This is a genomic window from Vibrio metoecus, from assembly GCF_009665255.1.
Taxonomy (GTDB): Bacteria; Pseudomonadota; Gammaproteobacteria; order Enterobacterales; family Vibrionaceae; genus Vibrio; species Vibrio metoecus_B.
Genome location: NZ_CP035686.1, coordinates 1,166,399 through 1,181,079, shown reverse-complemented (window position 1 = coordinate 1,181,079; position 14,681 = coordinate 1,166,399). Strand labels below are relative to the sequence as shown.

11 protein-coding genes are annotated in these 14,681 nt (G+C 50.0%); 7 read left to right on the top strand and 4 right to left on the bottom strand.

Translation table 11 applies throughout. From position 1 onward, the window contains the following. The first annotated feature begins 47 nt into the window (after positions 1 to 47). Both EPB59_RS05375 and EPB59_RS05370 read left to right on the top strand, forming a co-directional pair. Positions 48 to 1,610 carry an NADH-quinone oxidoreductase subunit L gene (locus EPB59_RS05375; protein WP_154171760.1) on the top strand — a complete coding sequence of 521 codons (1,563 nt, stop codon included), beginning with the start codon at positions 48 to 50 and terminating at the stop codon, positions 1,608 to 1,610. Continuing rightward, positions 1,607 to 4,126: a YbcC family protein gene (locus EPB59_RS05370; RefSeq protein WP_195707065.1), complete on the top strand. Its 2,520-nt coding sequence runs from the start codon at positions 1,607 to 1,609 to the stop codon at positions 4,124 to 4,126. Before EPB59_RS05375 ends, EPB59_RS05370 begins: the two co-directional genes overlap by 4 nt. A gap of 27 nt (positions 4,127 to 4,153) precedes the next feature. On the opposite strand, the gene EPB59_RS05365 is transcribed toward EPB59_RS05370, so the two are convergent. Next, positions 4,154 to 5,032, bottom strand: a complete 879-nt coding sequence (locus tag EPB59_RS05365) for a LysR family transcriptional regulator (RefSeq protein WP_000395771.1) — start codon at positions 5,030 to 5,032, stop codon at positions 4,154 to 4,156. A 108-nt stretch (positions 5,033 to 5,140) separates the two neighbouring features. Here EPB59_RS05365 and budA point away from each other — a divergent pair, with 108 nt between their 5' ends. From budA to EPB59_RS05340, 5 genes are all read left to right on the top strand, one after another. Beyond that, on the top strand, positions 5,141 to 5,926 hold the full coding sequence (gene budA / locus EPB59_RS05360) for an acetolactate decarboxylase (RefSeq protein ID WP_001068896.1): 786 nt from the start codon (positions 5,141 to 5,143) through the stop codon (positions 5,924 to 5,926). A 135-nt stretch (positions 5,927 to 6,061) separates the two neighbouring features. Continuing rightward, complete coding sequence (gene alsS / locus EPB59_RS05355; protein ID WP_154171758.1) at positions 6,062 to 7,765, top strand: acetolactate synthase AlsS; 1,704 nt, start codon at positions 6,062 to 6,064, stop codon at positions 7,763 to 7,765. Beyond that, entirely contained in the window at positions 7,762 to 8,520 is a 759-nt protein-coding gene (locus tag EPB59_RS05350) for an SDR family NAD(P)-dependent oxidoreductase (protein ID WP_154171757.1), read from the top strand. Before alsS ends, EPB59_RS05350 begins: the two co-directional genes overlap by 4 nt. 242 nt (positions 8,521 to 8,762) lie before the next feature. After that, positions 8,763 to 9,647 carry an EAL domain-containing protein gene (locus tag EPB59_RS05345; protein ID WP_154171756.1) on the top strand — a complete coding sequence of 295 codons (885 nt, stop codon included), beginning with the start codon at positions 8,763 to 8,765 and terminating at the stop codon, positions 9,645 to 9,647. A 100-nt stretch (positions 9,648 to 9,747) separates the two neighbouring features. Beyond that, complete coding sequence (locus EPB59_RS05340) at positions 9,748 to 10,968, top strand: GGDEF domain-containing protein (RefSeq protein ID WP_154173185.1); 1,221 nt, start codon at positions 9,748 to 9,750, stop codon at positions 10,966 to 10,968. 7 nt (positions 10,969 to 10,975) lie between these two features. Here the strand turns inward: EPB59_RS05340 and galM are convergent, their stop codons facing one another. The 3 genes from galM to EPB59_RS05325 are packed head-to-tail and all read right to left on the bottom strand — an operon-like array spanning position 10,976 to position 14,322. Continuing rightward, the gene (gene galM, locus EPB59_RS05335; protein WP_195707064.1) at positions 10,976 to 12,040 is read right to left on the bottom strand and encodes a galactose-1-epimerase; all 1,065 of its coding nucleotides are present in this window, start codon (positions 12,038 to 12,040) and stop codon (positions 10,976 to 10,978) included. Between the two features lie 8 nt (positions 12,041 to 12,048). Next, positions 12,049 to 13,209, bottom strand: a complete 1,161-nt coding sequence (galK, locus tag EPB59_RS05330) for a galactokinase (protein ID WP_001292296.1) — start codon at positions 13,207 to 13,209, stop codon at positions 12,049 to 12,051. Positions 13,210 to 13,269: 60 nt separating this feature from the next. Continuing rightward, positions 13,270 to 14,322: a UDP-glucose--hexose-1-phosphate uridylyltransferase gene (locus EPB59_RS05325; protein ID WP_154171755.1), complete on the bottom strand. Its 1,053-nt coding sequence runs from the start codon at positions 14,320 to 14,322 to the stop codon at positions 13,270 to 13,272. Positions 14,323 to 14,681: the final 359 nt, after the last annotated feature.

Below are 14,681 nucleotides of genomic sequence, written 5' to 3'. Positions count from 1 at the left end.
AATAGCGCCACCGATAACATCTTATTTTTCAATCAGGAGGCCGACCCATGTCGGAACTGTCACCCCAGTGGCTCCTTGTTAGTTTGTATCTTGGTGGCCTTGTATTGAGCTTATGGTTACCTCAACAGCAGTGGCGTATCGCCAAGTTCGCCACTCTCGCCGGCTTCATCGCCATGCTTGGAAATACCCTTTTTGCGATAGGGCAAGCGAGCATAAACCTAGTCCCTGTCGATGGATTAGGCGTCGTGATGGCGCTACTCGTCTCGCTCCTAGGCTGGGTGATAACCCGCTTCGCCCATCGTTATCTGCAAGGCGAAGCGCAGCAAGCGCGTTTTGTCACCGCTACGCTGTTTACCCTAAGCTGCGTAGCCTTGTTGGTCACCAGTCAGCATCTGCTTGTGATCGTGCTGGCGTGGAGCGGAACCAGCGTTGGCCTACATCGTCTCCTGACCTTTTACCCAGAGCGCAAAGCCGCACGCGTGGTGGCACACAAAAAATTCTTAGTCAGCCGTTTTGCCGAAATCTGTTTGTTGTTAGCGCTCGGTATGATCTATCTCGATGTCGGTAGCTTGTCGCTACAAGAGATTCACTTCGCGTTAAACGCGCAGGATTCGCTGCCACTTAGCTTAACTGGGGCTGCGTTGTTGCTCGCCTTCGCTGCTATCTTAAAAACCGCTCAGTTACCTCTGCACGGCTGGCTGATTCAGGTGATGGAAGCGCCAACGCCAGTCTCGGCATTATTGCATGCGGGTGTGGTTAACATGGGGGGATTCGTTCTGCTGCGCGTCGCAGAACTGATTGGGCTTGTTCCTTCGGCGCAATGGTTGCTGGTGATCGTCGGTAGCCTCACTGCGGTGCTCGCTGGCATGGTCATGCTGACTCGGATCAGCATTAAAGTTCGTTTGGCTTGGTCAACGTGCGCGCAAATGGGCTTTATGCTGATGGAAATCGGCTTAGGCTTATATGAGCTCGCCCTGCTCCATTTGATGGCACATTCACTTTATAAAGCTTATGCCTTCCTAAGTTCTGGCGAAGCGGTGGAGCGAGCACGTCTGCATGATTTTCAAGCCCCACAAAGTGTCAATGGTAAAGCCGTGGGAGCTTTGCTCGCGGTAGGGCTCAGCGCAGCGCTTATCCTGATACTGCACCATTTATGGCAATCCTTAACACCCAATTTGCATCTACCCAATGCGGTGGTCGCGATTCTCGCCTTAGGTTTTGCTCCGCTACTTTGGCAAAGTGGACGTTTTACACCAAGTCGCTTGAGCCTCGGTGTGCTACGGGTTGCCCTACTCACCCAACTCTATTTCGTATGGCACCTGCTGTTTGCGGGTTTAGCACCCGAGCTGCGCCCCGCTAGCCCACTCGCGCTGAGCTTTGTGATGTTCTGTTTTATCACTTTGTATCTGATGCAAGTGCTGCTCTGCCTCTACCCCAAAAGCCGTTTATCACTGTGGCTCTATCCTTGGGTTTACCATGGTTTTTATCTTGATGAGACTTTTACGCGCCTGACCTTCAAATATTGGCCCGTGCAATTGACTCTGCCTACCACTCTTTCATCAACTCATTCATCAACTCAAGCGCAACCGACGACAGGAGAACGCGTATGAATGCGCCAAGTTCACTCTCAGCTTTAAGCACCACCGCTAACCCAGCATTATCGACATTTGTCGAACAAGTCTGCGCCTTGATTGCTCCTAACTGGCCGCTGGATCGCATGATTGCGGTGAGTCCTTATTGGAAACGGATTGATAAGCCCTTTGCACAAGCCGCCGCCGAGCTCAAACAATTGGCCGCCTCCCCTATGACCATGACGCTCAATGATTACCACCTTCGTTGGCAAAATAAGCAAATCCAATCAGCGGATTTGCAACAAGCCATCGCTGAACAAAACAGTGACCTTAGCGAATCTACCTTGACTGCCGCTTTACAACAGCCCACAGCGCCGAGTCATCCTTGGCCATTGCTGTGCGACACCGTCGATAGCCGGCGTGATCTTGAGCATCATCCCGCATGGAATGACGCCATCACCCATCAAATTTCGCAATTTTGCGCCGCCTATTTTGACCATCATCAAGCCGATTGGAGCCCAGATCAGCAAACCGGACTCTTTGCCACTTGGCGTGAGGCGATGATCCACGATCGCAGCATCACGCTGCTGCTCAAAGTGACAAGCGTAAAACAAAAAGCCACCAAGCTTCCCGAGGATGCTATGGCCGCCATCGAGCAAACTCTAGCGCAACTCGCTATTGCCCCTGCGCAACAAGAAACGTATTTACAAGCCGTGTTAATGCGCATCAGTGGCTGGGCATCCTGGTGTGCTTATCTCGCATGGCTGGCAGGGTTTGAGGGTCGGCACGATGAGCACCTGCGCGATCTGTTGGCGATTCGTCTCTGCTGGGAGAACTTACTTGATGATGGTGAGCGCGGTATGGGCTCTGTGTGGTTACAATGGCAGCAATCTTGGGCACCGCGCCAATCGTGCGAGGAGGATCGCGCACTACGCATTGCGCTACTGTGGCAACGCAGTGCGGAAATCGCCTATCAGCGCCAGCTCTTTGCTGCGCTGACATCAATACAAGAGTCGGCTCCCCAATCAAGTTATCCCGAGGTGCAAGCGGCTTTTTGTATCGATGTGCGTTCAGAAGTCATTCGCCGCCACTTAGAAGCGCAATCACCCCATATTCAAACCCTTGGCTTCGCAGGCTTTTTTGGCTTACCGATCCGCTATCAGTTATTGGGCACCGAAGCAAGCCGCCCACAGTTACCGGGCTTATTAGCGCCGAGCTTGACCGTCTCTGACAGCACAGGGGATGAAGATCAAGACGCGAAATTGGCCTTGCGTCGCCGTGCTCGACTCAAGCGACACTTTAGCTGGCGCGCGTTTCATCACCTCCCCGCCTCCACGTTTACTCTGGTGGAAACCACGGGGTTGGCTTATTTAACCAAGCTCCTTAAACGCACCTTATCCTACCCTGTATCGAGCGCATCGGTGGAGCGTTTCGCCTTTACGGAACATGAGTGGCAGAGTGTCAAACCGCAATTCACGCGCGATCCACAGACGTTAACGCTGCGTGCTCAAATGGCGGCCAACATTCTAAGAGCGTTGGGGATCGCCACCGAGCAAGCACGCTTGGTGCTACTCGTGGGGCACGGCTCACAGACGCAAAATAATCCGCAGCGTGCAGGGCTGGATTGTGGAGCCTGCTGCGGTCAAAGCGGCGAAGTCAACGCTCGCACGTTAGCAGCATTGCTAAATGATCAGGCGGTGCGCCAAGCGTTGCCTGAATATGGAATTTCGCTGCGCGATGACGTCCACTTTATCGCGGCGCTACACAACACCACAACAGAAGCGATAACGCTTTTTGATCGCCATGAGATCCCAACAAGCCATCGCGAGGCGCTAGAACAACTTGATCAGCAGCTCACGGCCGCCAGCCATGGCGCACGTAAAGAACGCGCGCCAAGTCTTGAACTGAATCACAACCACCAAGAGCTACCAAGCAAGGACAACGCCCTATCTGCCCCGCAATTGGAGCAAGCGTTTCTGCGTCGAGCCCATGATTGGGCGCAAACTCGCCCTGAGTGGGGTCTGACCAACAATGCCGCTTTTATCATTGCACCGCGGCAACGTTCAAAGCAGGCGAAACTCGATGGCCGAGTGTTTTTGCATGAATACCAACCGGAGCGAGATCCCGAAGGGCAATTACTGACACAAATTATGACGGCCCCGATGTTGGTCACACACTGGATTAACATGCAGTATTTTGCCTCCACCGTCGATAATCGCCGCTTCGGCAGTGGCAATAAAACCTTGCATAATGTGGTGGGAGGAAACATCGGCCTTTTTGAAGGCAACGGAGGCGATCTGCGCTGTGGCTTAGCCCTGCAATCGCTGCATGATGGCCAAGGGTGGCGACATGCAGCCTTACGCCTCACTGTGGTGATTGATGCGCCACGCGAACGGATTGAGCAAGTGATGGCTTCACACCGCGTGGTTGAACATTTGGTTAAGCATGAATGGCTCTATCTGGCCCGTTTTGCTGATCAAGGGATTGAGATATATCTCCAAGGCACTTGGCAACGCATCACTCAGCCCAGCTCAGGTTGTCCACAATCTCGGTAGAGAGGGAGGGAGAGAGAACTGGATAATTCACTCCCCCATACACGCAATGCAGCGATTGAGTAAGGGGTGGTGATGTCCGGCATCGGAAACGATAGCAACCTGACTGACAAACGGCATATCTTGAATCGTCTTCACCACCACCGAATGGTCAAGATGATCTGTGAGCGATAAAGGAACTATCGCAATGCCAAACCCAGCTTGCGCCATAGTAATTGCCGTTCTTAACTGTGGCGCAGCATACGATCGCGCGATATTGACTCCGGCTGCGCTGAATGCGGCTTCAATATTGTCGTACAGGGCCGGGCCGACCTCTCGTGGAAACATCAATACATTTTCATGGTTGAGCTGGATGAGCTGAATCTTTTCCACTTCCGCTAACGTATGCACGGCGGGGATCACCGCCACAAATGGGTCATCAAATAATATCTTTCGCCGTAGCGCTTCACTGGCATAACAAGGCAAACGCATAAATGCGATATCCAACTGTTTTTCTTGGATCATTCTAGCCAACTCTGGCATCGGATGTTCTACGGCGATCAATTGTAGATCTGGAATCGTTTCATGCAGTTGGCGCACTTTTTCTAATACCACAGAACTGCTGGCGGTTGAGGCAGCAAAGCCTAAACGCAGTTCAAGATGCTCTCCCCTTGCCCTTTGTCTAACTCGATCTTTGGCTCGTTCAACTTGTTGGAGAATGCTGGTCGCATCCTGATAAAAAAGCTCACCGGCGGGCGTCAACTCAACGCCTCGTGATAATCGTTTGAAAAGATTGACGCCAAGCTCTTCTTCTAACTTTTTGATTTGCTGACTTAAAGGTGGCTGGGCTATGCCAAGTTGCTCCGCCGCACGCGTGAAATGTTTTGCCTCTGCGACGGCCGCAAAGTACTTCATGTAACGAAATTCCATCAACCACCCATATATTTTCTATATCAAAATAAATCTTATTTATATTGGATTTAGCGCCACTAAGAAGTCAACCTAAATATACACACAGATTCATATTAGAGTTGACTTATGAACCCTTTACTCTCTGCCCACTGTTCATGCTCACAAGAGATTGCTCAGCAATTTGCCCACTATCAACACATCAGTGGTGAAGGCGAGATTTATCAAACCTCATTGATGAGCGCCTTAATCGCTGGGGTTTATGAAGGTGCAACCACCATAGCGCAACTTTTAGAACATGGGGACTTTGGTCTCGGTACGTTTAATGAACTGGATGGCGAATTGATCGCATTTGATCGGCAAGTCTTTCAACTGCGCGCTGATGGTTCTGCCCAACCCGCACATCCTGAGCAGCAAACGCCTTTCGCCGTTTTTACTTTTTTTAAAGCGGATATAGAGCTGCCCATTACCGAGCGCATGACTCGTGAACAAGTGCATCAGTTGATTGACCGATTAGTCCCGAGCGACAACCTATTTTGTGCGATTCGCATTGATGGCACCTTTCCGAGTGTGCAAACCCGTACTGTACCTAAACAACAGCGGCCCTATCGACCTATGTTAGAGGTGGTTAAACAGCAGCCCGTTTTTCGTTTTCAACAGCAACATGGCGTGATTGCTGGATTTCGCAGCCCGCAATACACCACAGGCATCAACGTGCCCGGCTACCACGAACATTTTATTACTCAGCAACGTACGGGTGGCGGACACATTCAAGATTACATCATCCGTTCTGGATTCTTACAAATTGGGCGAGTTTCGCGTTTGGTGGTCGACACTCCGGTGTCTCGTGACTTTCTTGAGGCGAACCTCACCCCTAATAACATCCGTACAGCCATCGAAGCAGCGGAAAAATAATCGCCCAACCTGAAATGCTTGTGATTGGCGACGAAAGCGCTTTCCTGTTGCGATTATCTCAGTGCAGGAGTGCCATCCACCTATCGCAAAACAACTTTCACTTAGGGTGTAACGTCAGGCAACTAAGGATCACTTATGCAATCCAACATTCACTTGCGCAGCGGAGCACAACTTATCGCCCAACAGCTTGAAGCTATTGGTGTGCGTTATGTCTTCGGCATTCCGGGGGCCAAAATCGACCGTCTTTTCGACGCGATTGAGGATACCAAAATCCAAATGATCCCAGTCCGTCATGAAGCGAATGGCGCTTTTATGGCGGGTATTATGGGGCGTCTTTCAGGTCGAGCGGGAGTCACCTTAGCCACATCGGGCCCCGGCTGCGGCAACCTTGTAACAGGCGTCGCGACAGCCAATTCTGAAGGCGATCCGATGATCGCTATTGGCGGCGCAGTCAAACGTGACTATCAACAAAAGCAGACCCACCAGAGCATGGATACGGTGAGTATTTTTCGTTCTATCACCAAATACAGCGCCGAAATTCAACATGTCGATGCCACCAGCGAAATCATGGCTAATGCATTTCGTCTCGCCGAATCGGGTCGCCAAGGCGCGTGTTTTATCAGCGTACCGCAAGATGTGCTGGCCGATAAAACCTCAAGCGAAATTATTATCCCCAGTGCTTATCAGCCCACGGCTGAAGCCGACCCAGACAGTTTGCAGGAAGCCGTAGAACGGATTCAAAAAGCGCAGCGCTGCGTCGTATTACTCGGACTGCATGCCAGCCACCAAGCCACTGCTGAAGCGGTCAGCGCTTTTTTACATAAAACCCAGTTACCGGTCGTGGGCACCTACCAAGCCGCTGGCGCAGTAGACATCAACTACTATCACCATTTCGCCGGACGAGTCGGCTTATTCAATAATCAGCCCGGAGATGTGCTGCTTAAAGAGGCCGATTTGATCATCACCATCGGTTTTAATCCGATCGAGTACGATCCTGAGCTATGGAATAGCCAGCGCTGTCCTATCGTTCATATCGATATTGAGCCTGCGCAGTATCAAATCCACTACCAGCCATGCCTACAAATTGTCGGTAACATTGCCAGTAATTTGGCGGTACTCTGCCGCCCACTACCCGGTTTTACTCGCCTCTCCCTGACTGCATTAGCGATTTTGGAAGAAGTGACTCAGCAGCGTCACGCCATCAAAGCCTACCCTTTGCGCTATCAAAATGCGGGATTTCATCCGCTAACTTTGATTAAGACCATGCAAGCGCTCATCAAACCCGATACCACCCTCTGTCTCGATATGGGGAGTTTCCATATATGGATTGCGCGCTATCTGAGCTGTTTTCGTGCACGGCAGATGCTGGTATCTAACGGACAGCAGACCATGGGCGTTGCCCTACCTTGGGCGATTGCGGCCAGCTTACTCAAACCCGGCCATAAAGTCGTTTCAGTATCCGGTGATGGCGGCTTTATGCAATCAAGCATGGAGCTCGAAACCGCGGTGCGCCTCAAATGCAATATCGTACACATCATTTGGGTCGATAACGCTTACAACATGGTCGAGATGCAGGAAGTGCAGAAATACCGTCGCGCCGCTGGAGTAAAATTCGGCCCTATCGACTTTAAAGCCTACGCCGAATCCTTTGGCGCTCGAGGCTACGCCATCACGCAACCCGATCAGTTGCTCCCTACTCTGCGCCAAGCGATGGAAGTCGAGGGCCCCGCCGTCGTCGCGATTCCAGTCGATTACTCGGATAACCCCAAATTGATGCAAGCGCGCACCGAAGCCAATCAAGATCCCGTATTTCAAACCCTAGAAGGAGTTTTCGCATGAGAGGTTTAACCCATAAAGTCGCCTTAGTGACAGGTGCCGCTAACGGTATTGGACTGGCGATTGCCGAACGTTTATATGAAGAAGGCGCAACCTTAGCGCTGGCTGATTGGAATGAAGAGCAGTTAGCCATTGTGATTGAGCAGTTTGATTCTGCGCGAGTTTACGCGCAAAAAGTCGATGTCTCGGATCCCGAACAGGTGCAAGCTTTAGTACGTAAAACGGTCGAGCGTTTCGGGCGTCTAGATATTCTCGTCAACAACGCAGGGATTCATATTCCGGGCACAGTGTTGGAGTGCAGCGTGCAAGATTGGCGACGCATCGCCTCGGTTAATATAGATGGAGTGGTCTACTGCGCAATGCACGCATTACCTGAGCTAATAAAAACGCGCGGCTGCATGGTGAATACGGCGTCCGTGTCCGGCTTAGGCGGCGACTGGGGCGCAGCCTTCTACTGCGCGACTAAAGGTGCGGTAGTCAATTTCACTCGCGCTCTAGCACTGGATCACGGTGCGCAAGGTGTACGCATTAACGCGGTATGTCCAAGTTTGGTGAAAACCAATATGACCAACGGCTGGCCACAAGCGATCCGCGATCAATTCAATGAACGCATCGCTTTAGGCCGAGCCGCAGAACCAAAAGAAATAGCCGCCGCCGTCGCCTTTTTAGCCAGTGATGATGCCTCGTTTGTCCATGGGGTGAATCTTCCCGTTGATGGCGGTGCCACCGCCTCCGACGGGCAACCTAAAATCGTTTAACCTCATTGTCCCCGTGATGAATAACCCTAGCCAGTTCTGAGAGCGCCGAGAGGCGCTCTTTTTATCGCCACAAGATCTCCGTTACTGAGTGTTCATATAGTCAGCATCACGGACTTTGACTTAAAACAACAAAAGCACACACTGGATCCTTTACCGCACAAAATCGGCCATTAATTAATAAAAATGTCACAACAACCGACTAGTGTTTGAGCCGTTTAATGCATAAGTACTAGTGGACAACCATGAATCACATCCCCCCCTACCAAAATGAATTGAGTGATATTTTGCGCAAACAGCGCATTACCCCGCTATTCCAACCCATTGTGCACCTTGCGAGCGAGCGTGCTATAGGGTACGAGTCGCTCAGTCGAGGCCCTCAACAAAGTCCTCTTCATACGGCGGGTTCTCTGTTTGAAGCGGCTGAACAGTGCCAGCGCTTACCCGAGTTAGAGAAAATTTGTGTACACAAGGCGGCGGCAGCGTGGTCAACGTTTGGCCTCAATGCACAACTTTTTATCAACCTCAGCCCCGACATGTTACTGCACTCACAGCACCATCAATGGGAACTACCACAGTTAATGCAGCGCCACCATTTATCACCCCATCAGGTGGTATTTGAGATCTCGGAACGCACTCCTGCTTTGCAATTAGAAGAACTGAAAAGTTCGATCCATCACTTGCAAGCTCAAGGTTTTTCGATCGCAATTGATGATATGGGTTCGGGTTACTCAGGTTTGAAACTGTGGTCTGAACTGCAACCGGATTTTGTCAAAATTGATCGCTATTTCATCCACAACATCGATAGCAACCCCATCAAGCTCAAGTTTGTACGCAGTTTGGTACAACTTTCCCAGCAATTAGGTTGCCAATTGATTGCGGAAGGCGTTGAAACTCGCTCCGAATTGCTGGTGATTGCCGATCTCGGCATTGAGTTAGTGCAAGGCTACTTATTCGGACGCCCCCAGCCTACGCCGTTACTGGATTATCGTCACCATAGATTATCGGCTCATACCCTCCGTAAGCTAGAGGTCAATACAGCAGCAACGTTTTCGGTGCAACCGATGCACTTCATTACCCGAGTTCTGGGCGAAGCGCCATTGATTCCTACTGTCTGTAGCCCAAGCTAACTCTTTACCACAGGATGTGATGAACTATCAGCTTATGGAAACTGCTAATCGTTGGAAAAACGCGCTTCACTCCATAAAAGGTGAATTGCTCATTATCGGAATGATAGTGGTCAGCATCGTATTGATTAATACGCCTAAACTGCTATTTGAAGAGAAGATCCACGCCTACGAAAGAGATCAATTGCAACTCACTGTTGCGTTACAAAAAACACGCGTTGATTACGCAAGTGCCATTCTAGAACAGTTCGACTCAGCCTCGCTACACCCTCGCTTACAAGAGTTTTTTACCCAAAACCAAGGCAATGTGTGTGTCATTGGTTATGGATCCCCCCAACGTTGCCCATCCAACGTCATTGATACAGTGAGATCGATGTCATCCGCCGCCGAACTGCTGGCAGAGCCCAAAGTCAGAATCGCTTTTGCTGAAGATGTCACGCTGTTCTTCAAGCCCAACGGCAAACAGATCCGCGTGTTATGGTTTCACCACGCCCAATTCTGGTCTGTACAACAAAAAAGCATCAGCTTGGTTCTCGTCAGTGGCAATAACATTCAATTTTTAGATAACAAGATTTCCCACTATAAGCCTCTACTCAACTATACGATTCTGCGCCACCGAGATAATTACGGTACGGTGCACTTTGAAAATACAGACATGAGCTTTTTGCGCTGGAGTATCGGTGATTATCAATTGATCAGTGTGTTCAACGACAAAGTGCGTCTGTTTAACTTAATTTACTGGGTGATGTCGGCATGTTTAACCTTTTTGCTCATCTTAGCTTGGCTACTAACTCGGCTAAACCTACAAAAAGTGACGGCTCAAAAACACGCCTATCTAGACAATTTAACTCGGCTCCATAATCGGCATTTTTTGAGCAAAATTAGCCCAAAAATGATTGAACATCCTCATTCAGTCGCCGCGATGATCGATATTGATCACTTCAAAAAAATTAATGACAAGTACGGTCATATCACCGGAGATCGTATTTTGCAGGCGGTAGCTCGTTGCTTACGAAAAAACGTTCGCGATACCGATGTATTGATCCGCTATGGAGGCGAAGAGTTTTTGTTGCTGTTTCAAGCGCCATCCACTCATGAAGCATGGCTGACGCTCGATCGCTTGCGTGAACGAGTGAAAGAAGATCACCTCTTGTATGGCACCAGTATTTCTATCGGTTTTAGTTACATTGATGCAAGTTTACCTGCCGCCATTTCACGGGCAGATAATGCCCTATACCAAGCCAAAGAGGCTGGCCGCAATACTGTGGTGGCCGCGACTGAGCCATTATCCGGCTCAGTCAACGACCTTTCCATTCCCTGCTAAACACCCGTTATTCATCCAGTTGGTAGGTAAACTGGTAGCAAGTGCGGTAATGGTAGTGCTCTTGTGGCCGCAAAATACAACTGGTCTGGGGCCATTCGGGATGGTGTGGTGAATCGGGCAAAAACTGTGTTTCTAGCGCTATACCGGCATAATCGACATACTCAGAACCACGCCTATTTGGTGTTCCGGCTAGCCAATTGCCGGTATAGAGTTGCATTGCAGGTTTATCCGTTGTTACCTGCAATTGTACTTTTCCATCGGCAGAGTAAAGTTTTGCTATCGGCTGGCGCACATCGCGCTCTGGTGCAAAAAAGTAACTGTGGTCATAGCCTTTGGCATTCACTTGCTGCGGTTCTTGCAACAGATGTTCACCCACCTTCTTCGGTGACGTAAAATCAAAACCCGTTCCCACAACCGATTGCAATCCACCGCAGGGAATTCCAACTGCATCCGTGGGCAAATACTGCGCCGCATCAATCCAAAGTTGATGCTCAAGGCAGAGCTTGCCACTCTCCGCGCCATCTAAATTAAAGTAAGCGTGATTGGTCAGATTCACGGCGGTCGCACGATCGGTGGTGGCTTGGTAGTCGATATTCACCCCACCTTGCTCATCCAACCGGTAGGTCACTGCAACGTGGAGGTTACCCGGAAAGCCTTGATCTCCGTCAGCAGAAAGCAGTTGAAAGGTCACATGCTGTGCGCTTTGCTGCGTGATTTGCCAGCGGCGACGGTCAAAACCTTGGACTCCGCCGTGTAACGTATTCCCAGCTTGATTCGTGGAAAGCGCATAGCTTATGCCATTGATGCTGAATTCACCGCGCGCAATGCGGTTGGCATAGCGCCCAACACTCGCCCCCAAATAGCTGCCTTGACGCAAAAAATCTGCCATGCTGTTCACGCCAAGTAATACCTCGCGTGGTGATTCACCGAGTGGCAATCTACAGCTTAACCATGTCGCCCCAATATCCATCAGCACGACACGCATTCCGGCTTGGTTGCTCAACTCAACAAGGTTGGCAGGTTGACCATCGTAAGCCAGCTGCTTTGTCATACCGTCAAATAATGTGTTCATTCATCGCCTTATACGTGTTCAATCAGACCTGCGCCCGACGTCGCGTGACACACATAAATTGACTCTTTCAAGCCTGTTGCCGCTTGATATTCGCGCTCCACTGCGCGTTTCACGGCATCCACTTGAGTGGGATGCACAAGTGCCACCACGCAACCACCAAAGCCACCGCCGGTCATGCGTACCCCGCCTTGCTCCCCAATCACGGCTTTCACGATTTCCACCAACGTATCAATCTCTTTAACCGTGATTTCAAAATCATCTCGCATCGACGCATGTGATGCCGCCATTAACTCGGCTAAGCGAGGCATATTGCCTTCACGTAAAGCCTGCGCCGCCTGTAAGGTACGCTCGTTTTCTGTGATGATATGACGCGCTCGCTTTGCCACCAATGGATCCAATTCCGCTTGCTTCGCGGTAAATTGAGCCAGGGTCACATCACGTAATGCTTTGACTCCGAATGCTTTGGCTCCCGCTTCGCATTGTTGGCGGCGAGTGTTGTATTCACTATCCACTAAGCCACGCTTTTTATTGGAATTGATGATCACAACGGCCATCTGCTCTGGCATCGAAACTGCTTCGGTCTGCAAACTGCGACAATCCAACAACAAAGCATGGTTAGCTTGGCCTTGCGCCGAGATCATTTGATCCATAATCCCGCAGTTGCAGCCAACAAATTGGTTTTCGGCTTGCTGCCCATTGAGTGCGATTTCAGCTTGGCTGATTTTTAACTGATACAACTCTTTAAACGTTTGCCCAATCACCACTTCTAATGCAGCAGATGAACTCAGTCCAGCACCCTGTGGCACATTTCCGGATACCGCAATGTCTGCGCCATGAAACTCATAGCCGCGCTCAATCAAGCATTTCACGACACCGCGAATGTAGTTCGCCCACATTTTCTCAGGCTGAAAGGTAATCTCTTCTCGAAGATCAAATTGGTCAGTGTCATTACCATAGTCAACCGCCACCAAACGCACGAGAAAGTCTTCACGTTTCGCAGCCGCAACAACCGTCTGATAATTGATCGCACAAGGCAGTACAAAGCCATCATTGTAGTCGGTGTGTTCACCGATCAAATTGACTCGCCCCGGAGCTTGTACCCGATGTGTAGCAAAATAGCCAAAGACTTGCTCAAAGGCCGTGTTAACGTTTTGGATTAATTCTGACATAGGGCTTCTCACTTTAAATTGGAACAACCGCACTGCGCTCACAACAGTGTCGCATCGTTTTTACTGCTCTTTGTAATGCACATCGCTCACTGCACGCAGGCGCTCTGCCGCTTGCTCAGCGGTTAAATCGCGCTGGCTTTCTGCCAACATTTCATAGCCAACCATGAACTTACGGATGGTTGCGCTGCGCAGCAAAGGTGGATAAAACAACGCATGCAGTTGCCAGTGTTCTATGTTGGTCTCAGGTTCAAAAAAGGGTGCGTAATGCCACCCCATCGAATATGGGAAGGCACATTGGAATAAATTGTCGTAGCGACTGGTCAGTTTTTTGATCGCGAGTGCGAGATCATCACGCTGTTCATCATTAAGTTCACTCATGCGACGGATATGAGTTTTCGGCAGCAGCAGCGTTTCAAATGGCCAAGCCGCCCAATAGGGTACAACTGCCAGCCAATGTTCAGTTTCCACTACAGTTCGCTCGCCATCTTTTAGCTCCGCTTGCACGTAATCCACCAGCAAGTTGCTGCCATGGTTTTGGTAATAAGCCTTGAGATGTTGCTCTTTGCGTTCAATTTCATTAGGTAAAAAACTGTTCGCCCAGATCTGCCCGTGCGGATGGGGTTGAGAACAGCCCATCGCTTCTCCTTTATTCTCAAAGGCTTGAACCCAAACGTACTCTTTACCCAATTCTTCGATTTGCTCATTCCAGGTTTCAATCACGCAGCGAATTTTATCTAAAGGTAACTCTGGCAAGGTTTTGCTGTGATCCGGTGAAAAGCAGATCACTCGGCTTAAACCACGCACGCCTTGAGTTTTGAACAACGGATTATCGGATTCAGGAGCGGCTGGCGAATCGACCATCAGTGCGGCAAAGTCATTATTAAACACATAAGTGCCTGAGTAATTCGGGTTCACATCGCCAGAAATACGAGTATTAGATGGACATAAAAAACACTGCGCATCGTAGCTAGGTAACTCAGCTAACGCAGGTTTTTCATCCGCTCCGCTCCAAGGGCGTTTTGCTCGATGCGGTGATACTAAGATCCACTGCCCTGTCAAAGGGTTATAACGACGATGTGGATGGTCCACGGGGTTAAATTTAAGCTCAGACATAGCGATCTCTCCGTTTCTCTCCAGCAATCCGGTGAGAAGACGATCATCAATATTCAAAGGTTAGGCTGGCAACGCAGTTGCCTTTAGCAAAAGCATAGCAATCTTCTCTACTGACATTCTGTGAGGCTAATCGCACAGTGTAAACGTTTCCATCTTTATTTAAAGCAACGTGATGACAAGGCCGGGCAATCCGCTCAAACAATCGAATGAGAAGATTCAATAAGATCAAGTGGATGGTGTCTAAACATCAATAACAGCGTAGAACCAAGCTGTAGGATATTTTCAGACTCAATCAGCACAAGTTAAACGTTTACACAAAAGTTTCATCGAGTACGAAACCCAACGATCATTATTCCGTT